The 21,249-nt window shown below is 37.5% G+C and carries 17 protein-coding genes and 3 tRNA genes; 9 read left to right on the forward strand and 11 right to left on the reverse strand.

Annotated features, from left to right (window positions below):
* Positions 1-141 precede the first annotated feature (141 nt).
* Positions 142-1,017 (forward strand): DMT family transporter, encoded by an 876-nt coding sequence (locus OW492_RS16370; protein WP_290041550.1) that lies wholly within the window; start codon positions 142-144, stop codon positions 1,015-1,017.
* Positions 1,018-1,133: 116 nt separating this feature from the next.
* Here the strand turns inward: OW492_RS16370 and OW492_RS16375 are convergent, their stop codons facing one another.
* From OW492_RS16375 to grpE, 10 genes are all read right to left on the reverse strand, one after another.
* On the reverse strand, positions 1,134-1,832 hold the full coding sequence (locus tag OW492_RS16375; protein ID WP_290041551.1) for a PEP-CTERM sorting domain-containing protein: 699 nt from the start codon (positions 1,830-1,832) through the stop codon (positions 1,134-1,136).
* A gap of 638 nt (positions 1,833-2,470) precedes the next feature.
* A tRNA-Leu gene (locus OW492_RS16380) sits at positions 2,471-2,556 on the reverse strand.
* An 11-nt stretch (positions 2,557-2,567) separates the two neighbouring features.
* Positions 2,568-2,641 (reverse strand) — tRNA-Cys (locus OW492_RS16385).
* Between the two features lie 8 nt (positions 2,642-2,649).
* Positions 2,650-2,725: transfer RNA gene (locus OW492_RS16390), tRNA-Gly, on the reverse strand.
* A gap of 171 nt (positions 2,726-2,896) precedes the next feature.
* Positions 2,897-3,460, reverse strand: coding sequence for a CDP-diacylglycerol--glycerol-3-phosphate 3-phosphatidyltransferase (pgsA, locus tag OW492_RS16395; RefSeq protein WP_290041553.1), 564 nt, complete (start codon positions 3,458-3,460; stop codon positions 2,897-2,899).
* 166 nt (positions 3,461-3,626) lie between these two features.
* Entirely contained in the window at positions 3,627-5,459 is a 1,833-nt protein-coding gene (gene uvrC / locus OW492_RS16400; protein ID WP_290041555.1) for an excinuclease ABC subunit UvrC, read from the reverse strand.
* 71 nt (positions 5,460-5,530) lie between these two features.
* Positions 5,531-6,175: a UvrY/SirA/GacA family response regulator transcription factor gene (gene uvrY / locus OW492_RS16405; protein ID WP_290041557.1), complete on the reverse strand. Its 645-nt coding sequence runs from the start codon at positions 6,173-6,175 to the stop codon at positions 5,531-5,533.
* A 412-nt stretch (positions 6,176-6,587) separates the two neighbouring features.
* Complete coding sequence (gene dnaJ / locus OW492_RS16410; protein ID WP_290041559.1) at positions 6,588-7,712, reverse strand: molecular chaperone DnaJ; 1,125 nt, start codon at positions 7,710-7,712, stop codon at positions 6,588-6,590.
* 161 nt (positions 7,713-7,873) lie between these two features.
* Complete coding sequence (dnaK, locus tag OW492_RS16415; RefSeq protein ID WP_290041561.1) at positions 7,874-9,790, reverse strand: molecular chaperone DnaK; 1,917 nt, start codon at positions 9,788-9,790, stop codon at positions 7,874-7,876.
* A gap of 324 nt (positions 9,791-10,114) precedes the next feature.
* Positions 10,115-10,708 (reverse strand): nucleotide exchange factor GrpE, encoded by a 594-nt coding sequence (gene grpE / locus OW492_RS16420; protein WP_290041563.1) that lies wholly within the window; start codon positions 10,706-10,708, stop codon positions 10,115-10,117.
* 140 nt (positions 10,709-10,848) lie between these two features.
* Between grpE and nadK the strand changes: the two genes are divergently transcribed.
* Entirely contained in the window at positions 10,849-11,748 is a 900-nt protein-coding gene (gene nadK, locus OW492_RS16425; protein WP_290041565.1) for an NAD(+) kinase, read from the forward strand.
* A 151-nt stretch (positions 11,749-11,899) separates the two neighbouring features.
* The gene (recN, locus tag OW492_RS16430) at positions 11,900-13,579 is read left to right on the forward strand and encodes a DNA repair protein RecN (protein ID WP_290041567.1); all 1,680 of its coding nucleotides are present in this window, start codon (positions 11,900-11,902) and stop codon (positions 13,577-13,579) included.
* Between the two features lie 253 nt (positions 13,580-13,832).
* Here the strand turns inward: recN and OW492_RS16435 are convergent, their stop codons facing one another.
* Positions 13,833-15,704, reverse strand: coding sequence for a sensor domain-containing phosphodiesterase (locus OW492_RS16435; RefSeq protein WP_290041569.1), 1,872 nt, complete (start codon positions 15,702-15,704; stop codon positions 13,833-13,835).
* Between the two features lie 411 nt (positions 15,705-16,115).
* Here OW492_RS16435 and lolB point away from each other — a divergent pair, with 411 nt between their 5' ends.
* The 6 genes from lolB to ychF all read left to right on the forward strand — a co-directional run bounded on the left by lolB (position 16,116) and on the right by ychF (position 21,187).
* Entirely contained in the window at positions 16,116-16,727 is a 612-nt protein-coding gene (lolB, locus tag OW492_RS16440; RefSeq protein WP_290041571.1) for a lipoprotein insertase outer membrane protein LolB, read from the forward strand.
* A 9-nt stretch (positions 16,728-16,736) separates the two neighbouring features.
* On the forward strand, positions 16,737-17,591 hold the full coding sequence (gene ispE / locus OW492_RS16445; protein WP_290041573.1) for a 4-(cytidine 5'-diphospho)-2-C-methyl-D-erythritol kinase: 855 nt from the start codon (positions 16,737-16,739) through the stop codon (positions 17,589-17,591).
* A gap of 76 nt (positions 17,592-17,667) precedes the next feature.
* Complete coding sequence (locus tag OW492_RS16450) at positions 17,668-18,615, forward strand: ribose-phosphate pyrophosphokinase (RefSeq protein ID WP_290041575.1); 948 nt, start codon at positions 17,668-17,670, stop codon at positions 18,613-18,615.
* A gap of 234 nt (positions 18,616-18,849) precedes the next feature.
* On the forward strand, positions 18,850-19,479 hold the full coding sequence (locus tag OW492_RS16455) for a 50S ribosomal protein L25/general stress protein Ctc (RefSeq protein WP_290041577.1): 630 nt from the start codon (positions 18,850-18,852) through the stop codon (positions 19,477-19,479).
* A 2-nt stretch (positions 19,480-19,481) separates the two neighbouring features.
* Positions 19,482-20,072, forward strand: a complete 591-nt coding sequence (pth, locus tag OW492_RS16460) for an aminoacyl-tRNA hydrolase (protein ID WP_113820207.1) — start codon at positions 19,482-19,484, stop codon at positions 20,070-20,072.
* Positions 20,073-20,095: 23 nt separating this feature from the next.
* Positions 20,096-21,187, forward strand: a complete 1,092-nt coding sequence (gene ychF / locus OW492_RS16465) for a redox-regulated ATPase YchF (protein ID WP_290041580.1) — start codon at positions 20,096-20,098, stop codon at positions 21,185-21,187.
* Positions 21,188-21,249 lie beyond the last annotated feature (62 nt).

Consider the following 21,249-nt stretch of genomic DNA (forward strand, 5'->3'; position numbering starts at 1 on the left):
TTTCACTTTAAAGTGAATGAAAATAAAATAACTAGCCTACAAAAGATTTTAGATTTAATATCAAAAACTTAATCTAGTCAAAAATACACAAAAAAATAATATAACCAATAGATACGACACTCACCTTCGCGGGGATCAAGGATGATTAAAAATCAAAAAACAGCGACTCTTTTTGCTCTATTAGCTGTGCTTATGTGGTCTACCGTTGCTACTGCATTTAAAGTCACACTTATCTATTTTAGTGCCTTACAAATGCTGTCAGTGGCAAGTTTAGTGAGTAGCTTAGTATTATTAATTATTTGCTACCAACAAGGTAAAATTAACTTATTAAAAGAGAGTTTTTTAAAAGCCCCATACTTTTACCTACTGATGGGCGCAATCAATCCATTTTTATATTACTCCCTATTGTTTCAAGCCTATGACCTACTACCTGCACAACAAGCGCAATCACTCAATTACACTTGGGCCATTACTTTATCCCTATTAGCGGTACCAGTGTTAGGGCAAAAATTGCGTAGGAATGACATAATAGCGATTACTTTGGGGTATCTGGGTGCATTAATTATTGCTACTAAGGGCGACTTATTAACTCTCGATTTTGTAAGCCCTTTAGGTGTTGGCTTAGCTTTATTAAGTACTATTTTATGGGCTTGCTATTGGATATTTAATAGCAAGAATGATGCAGATCCTATCGCCTCTTTGTCACTATGCTTCCTGTGTAGTTTGCCGATGATCTTAGTCTCTGTCATTATATTTGACGACATAACCATGACTTCTTGGCAAGGTTGGTTAGGTGCGACCTACATTGGATTATTTGAAATGGGCTTAGCTTTTGTAGCTTGGCTAACAGCACTTAAATATGCGGAAAGTACCAGTAAGATCAGTAATCTTATTTTTATCTCGCCTTTTGTTTCTCTATTATTACTCAACTTTATTATTGGAGAGACTATCTATCCGGCAACGATTATCGGACTCATATTAATTATTGTTGGTTTATTTATTCAGAAAAAAAATTAATGTCACAGATAATAGAAAAGTCGACAATCCCCATTACAAATATTTTTAGTATTTGTAAAACAAAAAAGCACTGACCTTAATGATCAGTGCTTTTTCAATAAAGTAAACTTGTCTAGTTAAGACTGTTTTTTAGCTTTACGGGCTAATGATAATCCTACTAACGCTAATCCGAAAATAGCAATAGTTGAAGGAGCGGGTACGTTAACTACTAATGAAGCGTTATTAAAACCAGCACCTTGATAAACTGTTGAATCTGCAAATAATACAAAGCCGTAATTATCCGACACACCATTTATCCAATCTTGAATCGTGCTTGTTACATCTAACGTATAAGTATCAAATGACGCTGTTTTAACGTTATTAACCACTGTTGTTTGGTTAGTTGATAAGTCAGCCCATTCGTATAATGGTAAAGAGCCTGCAGTATCAGTCCAAGCACTTTCTACTTCACCTAACAATACACCCATTGCGTTTTTATTATTGACAGTAGAAACAAAATCGATGCTGAATACAGCAGAAAAGGCATTATTATTAACATCGCTTGCCGTTAGGTAACTTAAGTCAAAGTCAAAAAAAGTAGCAATACGTAATGATTCTTGAGAGGTATTTTTACGCTCACGTACAATTAACTCAGAACTGCTTAAAGACCCGCTGTTAACTGTACCTACCGAATTCTCATCGCCATCAGCAGAAACACTCACAATAGTATCTGGTGAAGAACTAATAACAGTTGCTTGTGTAATTGGTGAGATAAATGCAGACATTAAGCATAAGCCTGCTGAAATAGTTGTTAACAGTTTCTTTGAATTGATCATAAATTATTCCTTTTGCTACTTACCTAACCTAACCAATATTGGTTTCACTTAGGCTAATCCATTAATATTTATTTAATGACTAAACAAAGCACAATCTATGCCAAAATTAATACCTCTTTAGTTTCAATTAGATACAAAAAAAGAAATAAGTACCTATAAATGGATGTAAAAAAAACCGACAATTATCCCTTTATAAATAATAAATTACCTAATTAATCTTACAATAGAAAACAATAATTACTTTAATGCACAGATCAAAGCTCAACTAGCCAAGGGTGAGGTAATACCAGTTACATTAATGAGCTTATCTATTTTACTTGTTAAAATACTTATTTCTTTATTGTAATTTTAGTAGATAGAACAACTATTAAAGAATGAATATTTTTATTCTCCGATAGATTATTAACGAAGTTATTTTTCTGAGAAAATTTAGATCACATTATTTAATGTTACGGGTATAAATTGAATTGAACGTATATTTCAAATAAAAATACTGCTAGCTGCTAATGGTGTTCAAAGTAAATGCAAGTAAATAATTTTTGAAGTAATAAGGGACTAGGAGGAAAACAAGTTTAGCACTATTTAACTCAAATTTTAGGCATAAAAAAACCAGCCTATAGCTGGTTTATTTATAGAATTGGTGCCCGGAGCCAGACTTGAACTGGCACGCCTATTAAGCGACGGATTTTAAATCCGTTGTGTCTACCGATTTCACCACCCGGGCAAATTCTATAATGGAGGCGGAACCCGGAGTCGAACCGAGGTGGATGGATTTGCAATCCACTGCATGGCCACTCTGCCATTCCGCCAAAACATTTGGAGCGGTACACGAGACTCGAACTCGTGACCCCAACCTTGGCAAGGTTGTGCTCTACCAACTGAGCTAGTACCGCATCACTATGCTTATCTCAAGAAGAAGCAGTAACTGTTTCCCCTCTCGATGTGTGCGCATTCTAATGATTCTTCACAATGAGTCAATACTATTTATCGACTTTTTTACTTCTTTTACTCTGTTCGCCGCTTTTTTAGCCTAAGCGGCGAGATATTCATCAATATAAGTGAAATTAATCACCTTTTACTTCATTACCTTTTTTTAGTAATGGCCAAGCTGCTTTTAAATAAACGATCATAGACCAAAGAGTTAATGCTGTTGCAATATACAAGAATGCAAAACCAGCCCACTCCATTGCCACAGAGTATTGCCATATTAATAAAAATAACGCTAACATTTGTGATGCGGTTTTCACTTTACCAATCCAAGAAACGGCAACAATGCCTCGTTCCCCTAATTCAGCCATCCACTCACGCAGAGCAGAAATAATAATTTCTCGACAAATCATCACCATCGCGGGGATAGTGATCCAAATAACAGCGTAATGCTCAACAATCATCACCAATGCAACGGCAACCATTATTTTATCGGCAACGGGATCTAAAAAGGCACCAAACGGTGTTTGTTGATTTAAACGACGTGCCAAATAGCCATCGAGCCAATCTGTGACACCTGCTAACCAAAATACAAATGCAGCGGCAGCAGCTGCCCATACACTTGGAAGATAGTAAATAATGACAAAAACTGGGATTAATAAAATTCGAAAAGAGGTTAGTATATTTGGTATGTTAAGCATTGATATATCCTTTAGGCTATGCCTGCTTATTTTGGCACTTTATGCTTAGCTTTTGCAAATGCTTAACTCATAAAATAAGTAATAAAATGAACTCACTACTTGTTATGAGAAATATAATTTATATTTTATTAGCCGATGATTATTTAAAACCAGCTTTTAAATATGATTAATGATGTAAAGCTTCATGAATAGTTTCAGCTAAACTTTTACTAATACCGTTTAATTTACATAATTCATCAATACTCGCCGACTTCACACCTTGTAAGCCCCCAAAGTGGTTTAGCAACATTTGCCGGCGTTTCGCGCCAACGCCAGCAATCCCTTCTAACGTACTCGTACGTCTAACTTTATCTCGCTGCTGTCTATGTCCCATAATCGCAAAGCGATGTGACTCATCACGAATTTGTTGAATAAGGTGTAATGCCGGAGAGTCACTTTCAACTTCTAATATTTCATGACTATCAGCAAGTATTAATGTTTCTTCACCTGCTTTACGGGCAACGCCTTTGGCAATACCAATAAGTAATGGGTACTTCTCAGGAAAATTATGCTCTAAAGAGCTAATAATAGTCTCTGCCTGGCTTAACTGCCCTAACCCGCCATCGATAAAAATGATATCAGGAGTGGTTTCTGCAGTTTGCACGTCTTTAAATCGGCGAGCTAAAACTTGTCCCATTGCAGCATAATCATCGCCGGGTGTGATACCGGTGATATTAAAGCGACGGTAATCAGATTTTTTGGCGCCTTCTCGATTAAACACAACACAAGACGCTACGGTTTTTTCGCCCATCATATGAGAGATGTCATAACACTCCATACGTTGAATAGGAGAAGTTAACTCTAGCTTTTCTTCTAGGAGGTTATAACGTTGTAGAATCGACTTCTGTTGGCTTAAATGCGTACTTAACGCGACTGTAGCATTGGTTTTAGCTAACTTAGTAAAGCGTAAACGCTCACCACGCATTACTATTTTTAATTTAGTTTTATAACCACTGTGCTCCGAAAATAATTCTTCGAATATTTCACGGTCTGCAAAGTCATCGGTTAACAGTATTTCTCGTGGTATTGCTCGGCCATTTTGGCCCGATAAATAGAATTGGCTTAAAAAGCTACTTAACACCTCTTCTTGAGTCGAGTTTTTAGGTACCTTAGGAAAGTAATTACGACTGCCTAACACTCGACCTTGTCGAATAAACAACATGTGAATACTGGCGACACCATGTTGATAAGCAAAACCTAATACATCTAGCTGCTCTACCTCACCACTCACCCATTGTTGTTCTTGTACTTTTTTCAAGGATTGAATTTGATCTCGCCTTACCGCGGCTTTTTCAAACTCTAGACTTACACTAGCATCTTCCATCTCGGTTACTAGTTGCTCAATAACACCTTGGCTTTTACCTTGCAAAAATGCCGTCGCCAACTCAACTTGGTGTGTATATTCCTGTTCAGGCATTGCATTAACACAAGGCCCTAAACAACGTTTTAGTTGGTACTGCAAACAAGGTCGAGAACGATTTTTATAATAACTATCTTCACATTGACGGATAGGAAATAATTTCTGCATTAAATGCAAGCTTTCACGAACTGCACCGCCACTTGGATAAGGGCCAAAATAGGTGCCTTTACGTTTTTTGTTTTGTGAGCGAACTAAGGTCAACTGCGGGTGCTTATGGTCACTTAAGAATAGATAAGGATAAGATTTATCATCGCGCAGTAAAACATTGTATTTAGGCTTGTGTTGCTTGATGAAGTTGTGTTCAAGAATCAAAGCTTCGGTTTCTGTATGCGTAATCGTCACTTCGATACGTACAATATGACTAACTAAAGCTAGGGTTTTAGGATGCTTTTGAGTCAGGCTAAAATAACTGCTCAGACGTTTTTTAAGGTTTTTAGCTTTCCCGATATAGATAATTTCATCTTTATCGTCAAACATCCGATATACACCAGGTTCGGTGGTCACGGTTTTTAGAAAAGCGTCTGAATCGAATTTAGTCATAAGTGAGATCACTGCATATAATAAAAAGGCATCTAAATAGATGCCTAATATATCATTTCAAAATGGAAAGTTTAAAGCGTATCAGCATCTAACATGCCGTAACGGATGGCAAGATGTGTTAATTCAACATCTCCCTGAACCCCTAATTTATCAAATAAACGGTAACGGTAGCTGTTAACCGTTTTAGAGCTTAAGCTAAGTTGATCAGATATATCGACAACACGCTGCCCTTTGGTGATCATAATCATGATCTGTAACTCACGTTCCGATAAAACACGGAATGGATCTTCGTTACTTGGTGCCAGTTGTGATAACGCCATCTGTTGGGCAATTTCAGGCGTTAAATAACGCTGACCTGAATTGACTGCACGGATTGCATTTAACACTTCTTCTGGGCAAGCAGCTTTGCTGAGATAACCAGCAGCACCTGCTTGCATTACTTTTGTTGGAAATGGATTTTCAGTATGCATGGTTAACATAATGATTTTAATATCTTCGTTGATACGTAAAATCTTATTCATTGCATCCAATCCACCGATACCAGGCATATTAATATCCATTAAAATTACGTCTGGTTCATTACTACGGCACCACTTTACAGCTTCTTCTCCGCTTTCAGCTTCGCCAATTACTTTCATGCCTCGAACATCATCAATGATACGGCTTATCCCTGTACGTACTAATTCATGGTCATCGACCAGCAGGATATTTATCACTAAACTTCTCCGTATGAGTAAAATTTAACTCATAAATTAAACAGGTTAATACTAATATGTTTGATACTGCCACTTTCTGTTGTTCATGTACTTTGTTAACAAACATAATATCCTGAATAACTTACTAATATTGTTGAGCATCAATTTTGCAACGAGCAACTCTACCTAATTTTTTATCTCACTTATAGAGCCAGAGTAAACTATTGCCACTCTCTGCTAGTTTTTATGCTTACAATGCATATGAAATGAATAAAAATGCAAATTTAAAGCATTTATCTTTCATAATACAATTTAGCTAGCGCGACATCATAGCAAACTATTTCCAATAAAATACAAAAAAAAAGGTCACTCGAAAGTGACCTTTTTTAAAAATACGAAAAATAGTATCGATTACATTCAAATATGACCGATATTATTTACTGATATCGTCAAAAAATGTTTTTAAGCTATTCAAAAAACCTTCTGACTTAGGTTTATGTTTTTTACTACTGCTTGAACACAGGGAGTTTTCAAACTCTTTTAATAACTCTTTTTGCTTGATAGAAAGTTTCACAGGTGTTTCCACAGTTACTTTACACATCAAGTCACCAGTAGAATGACTACGTACCGATTGAACACCTTTATTACGCATACGGAACATACGACCCGTTTGTGTTTCTGCTGGTATTTTTAATTTTACGCGCCCATCTAAAGTAGGGACTTCGATTTCGCCACCTAATGCAGCTTCTGTAAAGCTAATTGGCACTTCGCAATATAAGTCGTTACCATCACGCTCAAATACATCGTGTGGACGTACATTCATTTGCACATATAAATCACCAGCAGGTGCACCGTGCTCTCCAGCTTCACCTTCACCACTTAAGCGGATGCGGTCGCCCGTATCAACCCCAGCAGGAATCTTAACTGATAATGTTTTACTGCGCTCGTAACGACCTTCACCATGACACTTGTTACATGGATCTGTAATGATTTTACCTTTACCACGACAGGTTGGACATGTCTGATTAACAGCAAAGAAACCTTGGCGCATTTGTACTTGGCCTTGGCCATGACAAGTACCACAGGTTTTACTATCAGTGCCTTTTTTAGCACCCGAACCATTACACTGTTCACAATGCACTAACGTTGGAATTTGGATCTCTTTAGAGATACCTTTAACAGCCTCTTCTAAAGTCAGCTCCATGTTGTAGCGTAGATCAGAGCCCTGCTGTGCACGTTGGCCACCACCACGACGACCACCGCCAAAGATATCTCCGAATATATCGTCAAAACCGCCACCGCCGAAACCACCGCCGCCGCCATGGCCTTGTTGATTAACGCCATCATGACCGTATTGGTCAAATGCTGCTCTTTTTTGAGGATCGCTAAGAATTTCGTAAGCTTCTTTTACTTCCTTGAATTTTTCTTCTAGCGCAGTATCACCTTTAGTACGGTCTGGGTGGTACTTCATCGCCAGGCGTTTATAAGCCTTTTTAATCTCTTTCTCTGTAGCATCTTGGCCGATACCAAGTACTTCATAACAATCACGTTTAGACATGGTCAGTTCTCAAACCTTTTTTTATACCCAGTTCAACTCAGATTCCGTTATTGAGGCGCTTCATGTTGTTGAAATTGGTATTGTTCAAAACAAACGCGCGGATTATAGATAAATCCATAACCCGCGAGCTGATACGATACTGCTAATTAGGGGTTACCCAATTATTTTTTCTCGTCTTTTACTTCTTCAAACTCAGCATCAACGATGTCATCGTCTTGTTTAGCTTCAGCTTCTGGCTGTGCTTCACCGGCTTCGCCTGCTTGTGCTTTTTGTTGAGCAATTTCCATTAGTTTTTGAGAAGCTTCAGCTAAGGCTTGAGTTTTAGCTTCGATTTCAGCTTTATCTTCGCCTTTGCTTGCAGTTTCAACTTCAGCAATTGCAGCTTCAATTTTCTCTTTCTCATCAGCTGGTAATGCATCACCTGCTTCTTCAATTTGTTTCTTAGTACCATGAACCATCGCATCTGCTTGGTTACGAGCTGTTACTACTTCTTCAAATTTCTTATCCGCATCAGCATTCGCTTCAGCATCATTTACCATTTTTTCAATCTCTTCGTCAGATAGACCTGAGCTTGATTTGATAGTAATTTTTTGCTCTTGGTTTGTATCTTTATCTTTAGCAGATACATGTAAGATACCGTCCGCATCCATATCGAAAGTTACTTCGATTTGTGGCGTACCACGAGTCGCTGCACGAATACCTTCTAAGTTAAATTGACCTAGAGACTTGTTGTCTGCAGCACGCTTACGCTCACCTTGAAGAATGTGGATTGTTACCGCACTTTGGTTATCTTCAGCTGTTGAGAATGTTTGTGACTGTTTCGTTGGGATAGTTGTATTTTTCTCGATAACTTTCGTTAATACGCCACCCATTGTTTCGATACCTAAAGATAACGGTGTAACGTCTAATAGTAGAACGTCAGTTTTGTCACCTGAAAGTACAGCACCTTGAATCGCAGCACCCATTGCAACCGCTTCATCTGGGTTAACGTCTTTACGTGCAGCTTTACCAAAGAACTCTGCAACAGCAGCTTGTACTAATGGCATACGTGTTTGACCACCTACTAAGATAACATCATCGATGTCACCAACAGAAAGGTCAGCATCTTTAAGTGCAATGCGTAATGGCTCAAGTGTTGCTTTAACCATATCTTCAACTAGAGACTCTAGTTTAGAACGCGTTACTTTGATGTTTAAGTGTTTAGGACCTGATGCATCAGCTGTGATGTATGGCAGGTTGATATCTGTTTGTTGTGCAGAAGAAAGCTCAATTTTTGCTTTTTCAGCAGCTTCTTTAACACGTTGCATTGCTAGTGGATCTTTAGTTAGATCGAAGCTTTGCTCTTTTTCAAATTCTTTAACGATGTAGTTGATTAAACGGTTATCGAAATCTTCACCACCTAAGTGTGTGTCACCGTTTGTAGCTAATACTTCAAATGTTTTCTCGCCATCTACTTCATCAATTTCAATGATTGAGATATCGAAAGTACCACCACCTAAATCGTATACAGCAACAGTGCTATCACCTTTAGTATTGTTAACACCGTAAGCAAATGCAGCAGCTGTAGGCTCATTGATGATACGTTTAACATCAAGACCAGCGATACGACCAGCATCTTTAGTTGCTTGACGTTGTGCATCGTTAAAGTAAGCAGGTACTGTGATTACTGCACCAGATACTTTCTCACCTAAGTAATCTTCAGCTGTTTTCTTCATTTTTTTAAGAATTTCAGCAGAGATTTGCGGTGGTGCCATTTTCTCACCGTGTGCTTCAACCCATGCATCGCCATTGTCAGCTTTAACAATTTTGTAAGGCATGATTTTAATATCACGTTGTACTTCTTCATCTTCAAAACGACGACCGATAAGACGTTTGATTGCAAACAAAGTGTTTGTTGGGTTAGTAACAGATTGACGTTTAGCAGGTTGACCTACTAGAGTTTCGCCGTCTGTGTAAGCAATGATTGAAGGAGTAGTACGTTCACCTTCTGCGTTTTCAATGATTTTAGCTACATCACCATCCAGTACAGAAACACATGAATTTGTAGTACCTAAATCAATACCAATAATTTTACCCATTTTACTTTCTCCACATTTATTAATGTTTTATTTGTTTAGTTGACTCTCTGCAGCATTGCAGTGTCCGTTTCATACTTCATATATAAGGGGCTATTTTTAGGTTTCAAGGGCAACAAGTAAAAAAAATCATTTTTTTTAAAATTAATTTCAAAAGGTGAGCCAGTTCAGCGAATTATCTTGCCCTTTATGCGTCTATTATTAATGGCTTGGTGAATATACCTCCCTAAAACCGATTTCCTTACATTCCTGTAAATACAAAAAAGGCACCGAAGTGCCTTTTAATAATCAATCAACAGATTAATTAAGTCATGTTGATGTTGAGAACTATGCCTCTTTTGACACAACAACCATTGCCGGACGAATAATTTGACCGCCACTTAATTCGTAACCTTTTTGCATTACAGCAACAACTTGGTTAGCTGGAACGCCTTCAACCACTTGCATGCTCATTGCTTGATGCTTTTCTGGGTTTAATGTTTCCCCCATAGGGTCAATTTGTTGAATACCAATGCTTGAGATTGCTTTTAGTAACTCAGTTAAGGTCATTTCTACACCATCAACCATAGGTTTGAGTGTTTCATTCTCTTTATCTGCATGTTGAATTGCTAACTCAAGGTGATCAACTACAGGTGTTAACGCATTCGCAAACGTTTTTAGCACTGATTTACGGCGGTTTTCTGCATCGATACCCGCTTTACGGATTTCGTTTTGAGAAAAAGCTTGAGCACGGATCACTAGATCTTTCTGCTCTTTAATCTCTTCTTCAGCTGCAGCTAGCTTTTTAGTTAACTCTTCAATTAAAGCTGATTGCTCATCGCCTGTTTCAAGAGTGCCTTCTACCGCTTCTTGTTCAACAGCTTCCTCACCTAAAACCGTTTCAATTGCTTCTTCAACTGTGTTTTTCTGTTCTTCGCTCATAGCTCAATCCTACTTAATTTTATTTTGGTCAATAATATACGCTCTATTATGGGGATAGTAATAATAGTTTCAAGGCTGTTAATAAAAACATTTTTAAGAGGTATACTGAAATTCATCACATTTTATCGAGTATGTATTTTATGACGCAAGACAATCAGAAACAAAGTCAATTTAAAACCATTGGACTCATTGGTAAACCTCAACATAGTGAAGCGTTACAAACCCTTACTAGTCTGTACTTTTTTCTGAAGGCCCGTGGCCATGCAATTATCATCGATATTCGTCTTGCCGATGATCTACAGTTACCAGAAGTTCGTCACGAAGATTTAGTGGGCATCGGTCAAAAATGTGATTTAGCCATTGTCGTTGGTGGTGATGGTTACATGTTAGGTGCCGCGAGAGTATTAGCCCGATTTGATCTACCGGTTATTGGAGTAAATAGAGGTAACCTAGGGTTTTTAACTGACTTAGATCCAGATGACTTTGAAAAGCCATTAAGTGAAGTATTAGAAGGTACCTACCAAACTGAGCATCGCTTTTTACTAGAAGCACAAGTATACAGTCATGGACATCTAAGAAGCAGCAGTACCGCAGTTAACGAAGCAGTATTACATCCAGATAAAATTGCTCACATGATTGAATTTGAAATCTATGTAAATGATAATTTCATGATCAATCAACGTGCCGATGGTTTAATTTTATCAACACCAACCGGTTCTACAGCTTATTCATTATCCGGTGGTGGCCCAATTCTGACACCGAAACTGGATGCGATCAGCTTATTACCCATGTTTCCCCATACTTTAAATAGCCGCCCGATTGTAATTGACGCTAATAGTACAGTGCGCTTAAAAGTGGCACAAAGCAATGTTACAGAGATGCAAATCAGCTGTGATAGCCATGTAAACTTGTCTGTATTACCTGGTGATGAAGTGATTATAAAAAAAACGAAGCACCAGTTAACCTTATTACACCCACAAAATTACAACTATTTCCATGTACTACACACTAAATTTGGTTGGGGTAACAAGCTTTTCTAGGCACTCACCAAGTGATTGAGCAATCAGCATAAAATGAAATAATTAGCATAAAAAAGATAAACAGCACTTTACTGTTTAAATAAACAGTACTAAACTGTTTTTTTAAACAGTAGTTTTGTCGTTGTTAATATCATCATAGGATAACCATTTTATGCTAAGCCAATTAACTGTTCAGCACTTTGCCATCGTAAAATTCTTAGAACTTGATTTCCACCAAGGTATGACCACTATTACAGGTGAAACAGGTGCGGGTAAATCCATTGCTATCGATGCATTAGGGCTATGTCTTGGCGCTCGTGCTGATGCAAGCATGATTAGACAAGGCACTGATAAAGCAGAAGTCAGTGCACGCTTTAACTTAATTGACACGCCTAATGCTTTAGCTTGGTTAAAAAACAACGACCTTGAGAATACTCTGAGTGATAATCCGAATGAATGCTTGTTACGCCGCGTAATCACCCGCGAAGGCCGTTCTCGTGCTTATATTAATGCCGTTCCAGTTCCTTTGTCACAACTAAAAAGCTTAGGACAATTATTAGTTAATATACATGGGCAACATGCACACCAAAGTTTATTACGCACTGATATACAGTTATCCATTATTGACGAATATGCAAATCACCAGCAATTACTGCAAAAGGTAAAAGACACTTATCAAGGCTGTCACTTTCTTAAAAAGCAGTTACAGCAACAACAATTAAGCCAACAAGAAAAACAAGCGCGTAAACAATTACTCGAGTACCAAATTATTGAGCTAGATGAATTTGCACTAGGTGAAGGTGAATTCAGTGAAATTGAAAGTGAGCATAAAAAATTAGCAAACAGTGGTGCATTATTAGAAAGTACCCAAGTAAGTTTAAACTTATTAGCTGATTCCGATGAGGTGGATGCGCTCACTTTATTACAAAAAAGTATCTCTCTACTAGAGTCACAGGTTCAACATGATAACCAACTAGAGCCAATTGTTAGTGCATTACAAGAAGCAGTCATCCAAGTAGAAGAAGCGGGTTATGAATTACGTCAATACAGCGAAAAACTGGAGCTAGATCCAGAACAATTTGAGCAGCTTGAATCACGCTTAAGTGAGGCGATGACATTATCTAGAAAACACCAAGTGCAACCTGAACTGCTGTATGATTTTCATCAGAAATTAAGTAAAGAGTATCAACAACTCAATAACAGTGAAGCACAAATTGAACAACTCACTGCAGAGTTAAATACAGCGAAACAAGATTACGTTAAACATGCTCAAAAACTTAGCCAAAGCCGTCAACGTTACGCTAAAGAGTTAAGTAAAAAGATTACTAAAAGCATCCAAAAATTGAATATGGAAGATGGCCAGTTCGAAGTTGTGATGACACAACATGAAAGTGATAGCCTGAGCCCATTAGGCATTGACGGAATCGAATTTCAAGTTGCAGCAAATGCAGGGCAAGGTTTACAAAATTTAGGAAAGGTAGCATCTGGTGGTGAGCTATCGCGCATTAGTTTAGCAATTCAAGTGATCATCAGCCAACGTGTTTCCACTCCTACCTTAATCTTTGATGAAGTGGATGTGGGTATTAGTGGTGCAACGGCTGCTGTTGTTGGTAACCTATTACGTCAACTAGGGGAAAGCACACAAATATTCTGTGTAACGCATTTACCACAAGTAGCAGGCAATGGTCATCAACAAATGATAGTGAATAAGCAAAGTGACGGTAAAAGTACTAACACCAATATGCAGTTATTAGATGAAACACAGCGTATTCGAGAATTAGCAAGACTATTGGGTGGCGACAGCATTACAGAGCACACTTTAGCAAATGCGAAAGAGCTATTAATTGTTTGAGAATATTGAAACAAGTTGCAGTTAAGTCTCCAGGCTATAATGAGAGACTTAACATGTTGATAGTTGATATAAGAAAATGATTAAGATTACAGATAAATTTGGTTAGCATTACTTTAATAGAGCTTATTGCTAATTAAAGCCCAGTAATGCTAAGCATGGCCCATAATGGCAATAGGGATAATAAGTATTTCAGAGTAAGCCAAGATAAAAAAGACTATTTCAATTCATTTATTAACAAACTAAAGCCCTTCTCTTAAGGTCTATTTTCCACATTAAAAAAGTGATTCTTTTGCGACATTAGCTTAATAATATCTGTTGCATGTATCGGCTTAGAAATTAAATACCCCTGTAAATAGTCACAACCATTTTCAAATAACCAATTAGCTTGCTCTTGTGTTTCAACCCCTTCTGCTACCAAATCTAAGCCCATTCCTTTAGCCAGACCAATAATAGATTTAACAATACAGATATCTTCCTCTCCATTTGGTAAACCATCAACAAAGGACTTATCTATTTTTAGTTTAGAAACATTTAAGTTCTTTAAGCGAGAAAGTGAGGAATAGCCTGTACCAAAGTCATCAATCGATAATTGAATACCTAAGTGAGTTAGCTTTTCTATTTGTGTTGATAACACTTGAAAGTCCCCTGCCATCAACTCTTCTACTATTTCAAACTCAACTAAAGAGGCTGCAACTTGATGTGCTTTTAAACAGTCATCAATTTTATTTACTAACTGAGAAGAAAAAAGTTGTTCGGAAGAAATATTGACGGATATCCTCTGTAGGTCTAATCCTGCATTTAAAAATCCATTAATATCAGTACAGGTTTGCTCAAATATAGCATTACCTAACTCCCCCATTAACCCTAATCGCTTTGCAATAGGTAAAATAATATAAGGTGAAATAATCCCCTTAGTTGGATGTATCCAACGTACTAACGCTTCCAGTGCAAAACCAGAACTCTGATAATCTTGTTTTACAATAGGCTGATAGAAGGGAACGATGTCACCATTATTTAAGGCATCAACAAATTCATGCTCTAGTGACGCTTCCTCTTGATACTCGATTAACCATACTGGGTTGAAATAAGAGATTGTGCCGTTACCTGCATTTTTAGCTTTTAACATAGCAATTTCGGCTTTACGTAGAGGATCTTTATCTACTAACTCTTTTATATAACAACTATATACGCCCAGACTAGCAGTTAAGTTAATGACTTCATTAGTAAAGGTTTTAAATTCATCGGTAAATTGTGCTTGGATCTTTAATATCACACTCTCTAATTCGTTTTGCTCCTTAAAATTAATTAACCACAAAGCAAATAAGTCACCACCGACTCGCGATAAACTATAGGGTGAACTAGCTGAGATAGATTCTAAACGACGAGCTATTTCACACAATAATTTATTAGCGAAGTCGTAACTAAAACGCTTATTGATACCAGTAAACTGATCTAAACCTATTAATATAACCGCACATTTATCATTGAGCGATGAGTGTTCAATATTCTGGGCTATCCTTTTTTGAAAAAATAGACGATTCTCCAAACAGGTTAATGGATCCACTCTTTCCATGTAACGTATTCTTTGTTTTTCACAAAGCCATTTAGATTGGGCATATACCAATGAGATACAGTCCGCTACTGAAACAGCATAGGATATTTCAGCCATATCCCAATACTGGAATGTCTCTGTTTGCTCAATACACAATACGCCAGATAACTGGCCATCTTTAAAGATTGGTGCATCTAGCATTGACATAATATTAAGTGGGGTGAGGTAACCTTCTAAAAACTCTTTAGTTCTCAGATCGGTTCGAGCATTATCTGCGTTGATGACTCTGCTTGTATTCAATGACTTAAAATACATAGGACAAGAAGATTCTGCAATTTGTAACCCACTTTCAAATAGGTCATTCTTTTTGATATAGAGAAACTGACAAATAATGCTACTTTTATTGTTATTAAATAACCACACACTAGCACGAGCAACATTTAACAATTCACAACAAGATTTTAATATAGCCTTTATTCGACATTTAGAATCATCTTTTTCTGGATCACTATTTTCCACTCCAAGCTTTGTTAAAGATTGCTGTAAAGTTAAAAATTTATCCAATAAGTCCATGGCAATAACCCTTAATCAACCTTCATCTTTTAATATTTTGAAAGAAACAGTAAAAAGATATGCTTCATATAAATAAATCAGTGAACGAGTTAAAATTTTACTTTTCTTTTAATCAACATAGTTTATAACGATTCAGCTTATGATTGACACAAAATTACTCCTAAAGAGTAATTTTATTTACTTGATAAGTGACTTTATAGCCATATTTTTACAAAATTCAAATAAATGGTGAAAATGATACCTATTAAAATAGTAGAAGAATTAAATTAGTCCATTCATTTCTCTATAAACTACGAGTATTTTCTTATTACCTCACTCAAGATATATTTGTTAGGTTTTTACTGCTGAATAAAAGCTATCAATAAAATATTTTGCTATATTGAGGGCATTTGTATAGATAGGCTTTAAATAATGAAAAAAATAGTAACACTACTCTTAATGATCACCTTAACAGGGTGTTCGCAATTCAATACATCAGAAGATATTAGCGTGCCAAGCAACCTTACATGGCAACAACACCAAAAACAGTTACAACAACTGGATGATTGGATCTTAACGGGTAAGTTGGCTATTTTCCTTGAATCAGAGCGCCAAACAGCAAATATTTACTGGCGACAACAAGGTGATAATTATGCCATTCAATTAACGACTTTCATCGGCACTCGAATTTTGCAAATCACTAAAAATGAACAAGGTGTTGAAATTATTGATAATGACGACCAAATTTATACAGGGCAAGATACAAATGCTTTAATTAAACAGCTTGCTCCAGGACTTGATCTCCCCATTCAAGCATTGCAACAGTGGATCAAAGGCAACCCGGAAAAGGCTCCTTATCAACTTAATGATCAACAACAAGTGAGTAACTTATTGGGTACAGATAGCAGTGGCAATCAATGGGAAATTAGATATCAACAATACCAAGACTTTTCCGGCTTTTATCTACCTCGAAAAATTGACCTTAATCGCGATGATATCAAACTTAAAATAGCGGTTAGCCAATGGAATACCCAACAACAATAGAGTTTCATCATGCATATTGAAAAAATTCGTTGGCCAGCACCAGCGAAACTAAACCTATTTTTATATATCACTGGACAACGCTCTGATGGTTACCATAATTTACAAACCCTATTTCAATTTATTGAGCACTGCGACTTCTTAACCATTAGCGCAAATAAAAGTGGAAAAATCACCATAACGCCAGAAATTCAAGGCGTACCACTCGAAAGCAATCTTATTTATAGAGCAGCTCGTTTACTTCAAGAGCACACACACTGCTCCCTTGGTGCACATATCGAATTAGAAAAGAATCTACCTATGGGGGGAGGATTAGGAGGCGGTTCATCGGATGCAGCCACCACTTTGGTTGCTTTAAATTATCATTGGCAACTTAACTTAAGCGATCAAACCTTAGCAGCCCTAGGTGTTAAATTGGGTGCTGATGTGCCAATTTTTGTGCATGGAAAAGCCGCTATTGCCGAAGGCGTTGGTGAAAAACTGACATCAGTTTCCCCTGCGCAACCTTACTATCTTATTGCAGTACCTAGTTGCCATATTTCCACGCCCGACGTATTTAAAAATCCATCTTTAAAAAGAGACACAAAAAAGCTTTCACATGAACAACTTATGAGCAATAAATGGACAAATGACTGCCAACCTTGTGTTAAAAAAAATTATCCCGAGGTTGCTAAGACTATCGACTGGTTGCTAGAATACGCTCCGACTCAAATGACCGGAACAGGTGCATGTGTTTTTAGTACATTTGAACACGCTGATGATGCTGAATTATTAGCAAAAAAATCGCCAAGTTGGTTAAATTGCTTCACCACTAAAGGCGTAAATATTTCACCATTACGTGAATTATTAACTACCAAACTAGATTAATTGATTTTGGATTAATCACACTTGTTAATGGCAAATTGCCATTAGCCAAATCAACAGGATGACAGAGGTCCTCATAGTGCCAAACATGAAATTATTTGCAGGTAACGCTACACCCGATTTAGCCCAAAAAATTGCTGATCGTCTTTTCATCAAATTAGGAAGTGCTGATGTAGGCCGTTTTAGTGATGGTGAGATACATGTTCAAATTAATGAAAATGTTCGTGGTGATGATATTTTCATCGTGCAATCGACTTGTGCTCCAACTAACGACAACTTAATGGAACTAATCGTAATGATTGATGCACTTCGTCGTGCTTCAGCAGGACGAATTACAGCGGTAATCCCTTACTTTGGTTATGCTCGTCAAGATCGACGTGTACGCTCAAGTCGTGTTCCGATCACTGCAAAAGTAGTTGCTGATTTCCTATCTAACGTAGGTGTTGACCGCGTTATGACTGTCGATTTACACGCAGAACAAATCCAAGGTTTCTTTGATGTACCTGTTGATAACGTATTCGGTAGCTCTGTACTACTTGAAGATATGTTAGAGAAAAAATTAGAAAACCCAATGATTGTATCACCAGATATCGGCGGTGTAGTTCGTGCTCGAGCACACGCTAAACTATTAGATGATGCAGATCTGGCAATCATTGATAAACGTCGCCCTAAAGCAAATGTTGCACAAGTAATGCACTTAATCGGTGACGTTGAAGGCCGTAACTGTATCATTGTTGATGACATGATCGATACTGGCGGTACATTATGCCAAGCAGCAGCGGCTCTTAAAGAGCGTGGTGCTTTATCTGTCTATGCTTACGCAACTCATGCAGTATTCTCTGGTTCTGCATTAGAAAATATCAAAAACTCTGTGATTGATGAGTTCATCGTAACGGATTCAATTCCATTAACAGATGAAATTATGGCGACAGGTAAAGTGAAGCAACTCACATTAAGTGGCATGCTGGCTGAAGCAATTCGTCGTGTAAGTAATGAAGAATCTATTTCAGCGATGTTTCATTACTAAAAAACAATAAGATAGCTATAAGGTCTTAGTGAGTTTTTAGAAAAGCGTTTATTTCTCAGAAATAAACGCTTTTTTTTCGTATTTAATTTGTACAAAACAACTTACTGAGTTACTATGGCGCGCCTTTTTTATACACCCTTTTAATAAGGGGAAGGTGGTTATCGCTGGTCGCAAACGATAATCTATTTTAATTTGAGGAATTAATATTAATATCCTCATTAATGGAGTTTTACCATGTCAGTAATTAAATTAGTAGCTACAAGCCGTACAGACTTAGGGAAAGGTGCGAGCCGCCGCCTACGTCACACAGACCAAACACCTGGTGTTGTATACGGTGCAGGAAAAGATCCTGTTTCTCTAACTTTCGAACACAAAGAATTAATGAAAGTTGAAGGTATCGAAGCATTTTACTCTTCAGTATTAAGCCTAGAAGTTGACGGTGTTGCAGAGCAAGTGTTGCTTAAAGATATTCAACGTCACTCTTTCAAAGAACGCATCCAACATTTAGACCTTTTACGTGTTGATGCAACTCAAGCAATCACAACTACAGTTCCTCTTCATTACTTAAACGAAGAAACTGCAGAAGCTGTTAAAAACGGCGGCGTAGTTGCTCACTTAGCAAATGAATTAGAAGTAACTTGTTTACCAGCTGATCTTCCTGCATTTATCGAAGTTGATATTGCAAATGTTGAAATTGGTCAAACTGTTCATATTTCTGATGTTACACTTCCAAAAGGTGTTGAATCTGTTGAGCTTAGCAAAGGCGAAGAGCATGATTTACCACTATTAGCAATCACTGTTAAGAAAACAGCGGCTGTTGAAGAAGAAACTGAAGAAGCAACAGAAGCTGACGCTGCTGAGTAATCGTGTCAACTACGATTAAATTGCTTGTGGGCCTGGCTAATCCAGGCCCCGAATATGCAAATACTCGACACAATGCCGGACAATGGTACATACAACAACTCGCCTCTCAAGAAAATATCCAGCTAAAACCAGAAGCTAAATTTTTTGGCCACACTGGTCGTATTCAGTTTGCTGGAAATGACATTCGCTTATTAGTCCCAACTACCTTTATGAACCTCAGTGGTAAAGCGGTTAGCGCAATGGCAAAATACTACCAAATTAAACCTGAAGAAATTTTAGTCGCTCATGATGAGCTAGATATCGTCCCAGGTATCGCTAAATTTAAACTCGGTGGTGGTCATGGCGGGCATAATGGTTTACGTGATATCATTTCAAAACTAGGCAATAACAAAAATTTTTACCGTTTACGTATTGGTATTGGCCACCCAGGCGATAAAAATCGTGTTAGCGGTTATGTACTTGGTAAAGCAACGAGTACAGAACAAAATTTGATCGAGCAAAGTATCGATGAAGCAGCCCGTTGCACCCATATTTTAGGTGTCGATGGTATCGAAAAAGCGATGAATCGCTTACATAGCTTCAAAGCACAATAACAGTAAATTAATAGGATAAAATCATGGGTTTTAAATGTGGTATTGTAGGTTTACCCAACGTTGGTAAATCAACCCTTTTTAATGCATTAACCAAAGCAGGCATTGAAGCGGCTAACTTCCCTTTTTGTACTATCGAGCCTAACACTGGCATCGTACCTGTACCTGATCCACGTTTAGACCAACTTTCTGACATCGTAAACCCACAGAAAGTAATACCAACAACAATGGAGTTTGTTGATATTGCAGGGTTAGTTGAAGGTGCATCAAAAGGTGAAGGTTTAGGTAATAAATTCCTAGCTAACATCCGTGAAACTGACGCAATCGGCCATGTTGTGCGTTGTTTCCAAGATGAAAATATCGTTCACGTAGCAGGCAAAATCGATCCACAAGAAGATATTGATATCATCAATACTGAGTTAGCATTAGCTGATTTAGAAAGCTGTGATCGTGCTATCTTACGTTTAGGTAAGAAAGCAAAAGGCGGCGATAAAGATGCTAAATTTGAATTACCTATTTTAGAACGCATCAAGGCACATTTAGAAGCAGATGGCATGGTTCGTGGTTTAGACTTCGAAAAAGAAGAGCTAGCGGCTATTCAATACCTAAGCTTTTTAACTCTGAAACCAACAATGTACATTGCTAACGTAGCTGAAGATGGTTTTGAAGATAACCCATTATTGGACAAAGTACGTGAAATTGCAGCGAAAGAAAATGCAGTTGTTGTGCCTGTTTGTGCTTCTATTGAATCTGAAATAGCTGAATTAGACGATGAAGATAAAGCAGAATTCTTAGAAGGTATTGGCCAAGAAGAGCCTGGTCTAAACCGTGTTATCTATAGTGGTTATGAGCTATTGCACTTACAAACTTACTTCACAGCTGGCGTAAAAGAAGTACGTGCTTGGACAGTGCCTGTAGGTGCAACAGCACCACAAGCAGCTGGTAAAATTCACACTGATTTTGAACGTGGCTTTATCCGTGCTGAAATTATTGGTTTTGACGACTTCGTTGAATGCAAAGGTGAAGCAGGAGCAAAAGAAGCTGGTAAATGGCGTTTAGAAGGAAAATCATACATCACACAAGATGGTGATGTGATTCACTTCCGCTTTAACGTTTAATTCGTATAATTGATACAACGTTAATGATAAAAAACGGCAACCTAGTTTGCCGTTTTTTTATT

This window comes from Psychromonas sp. 14N.309.X.WAT.B.A12, from assembly GCF_030397575.1.
Taxonomy (GTDB): domain Bacteria; phylum Pseudomonadota; class Gammaproteobacteria; order Enterobacterales; family Psychromonadaceae; genus Psychromonas.

Bases quoted from the DNA above. Each gene is read 5' to 3' on its own strand.
- dnaJ (WP_290041559.1), bottom strand. From the start codon at position 7,712: ATGTCTAAACGTGATTGTTATGAAGTACTTGGTATCGGCCAAGATGCT.
- lolB (WP_290041571.1), top strand. From the start codon at position 16,116: ATGAAAAAAATAGTAACACTACTCTTAATGATCACCTTAACAGGGTGT.
- dnaK (WP_290041561.1), bottom strand. From the start codon at position 9,790: ATGGGTAAAATTATTGGTATTGATTTAGGTACTACAAATTCATGTGTT.
- recN (WP_290041567.1), top strand. From the start codon at position 11,900: ATGCTAAGCCAATTAACTGTTCAGCACTTTGCCATCGTAAAATTCTTA.
- nadK (WP_290041565.1), top strand. From the start codon at position 10,849: ATGACGCAAGACAATCAGAAACAAAGTCAATTTAAAACCATTGGACTC.
- uvrC (WP_290041555.1), bottom strand. From the start codon at position 5,459: ATGACTAAATTCGATTCAGACGCTTTTCTAAAAACCGTGACCACCGAA.
- ychF (WP_290041580.1), top strand. From the start codon at position 20,096: ATGGGTTTTAAATGTGGTATTGTAGGTTTACCCAACGTTGGTAAATCA.
- OW492_RS16370 (WP_290041550.1), top strand. From the start codon at position 142: ATGATTAAAAATCAAAAAACAGCGACTCTTTTTGCTCTATTAGCTGTG.
- OW492_RS16455 (WP_290041577.1), top strand. From the start codon at position 18,850: ATGTCAGTAATTAAATTAGTAGCTACAAGCCGTACAGACTTAGGGAAA.
- ispE (WP_290041573.1), top strand. From the start codon at position 16,737: ATGCATATTGAAAAAATTCGTTGGCCAGCACCAGCGAAACTAAACCTA.
- grpE (WP_290041563.1), bottom strand. From the start codon at position 10,708: ATGAGCGAAGAACAGAAAAACACAGTTGAAGAAGCAATTGAAACGGTT.
- OW492_RS16435 (WP_290041569.1), bottom strand. From the start codon at position 15,704: ATGGACTTATTGGATAAATTTTTAACTTTACAGCAATCTTTAACAAAG.
- pgsA (WP_290041553.1), bottom strand. From the start codon at position 3,460: ATGCTTAACATACCAAATATACTAACCTCTTTTCGAATTTTATTAATC.
- OW492_RS16375 (WP_290041551.1), bottom strand. From the start codon at position 1,832: ATGATCAATTCAAAGAAACTGTTAACAACTATTTCAGCAGGCTTATGC.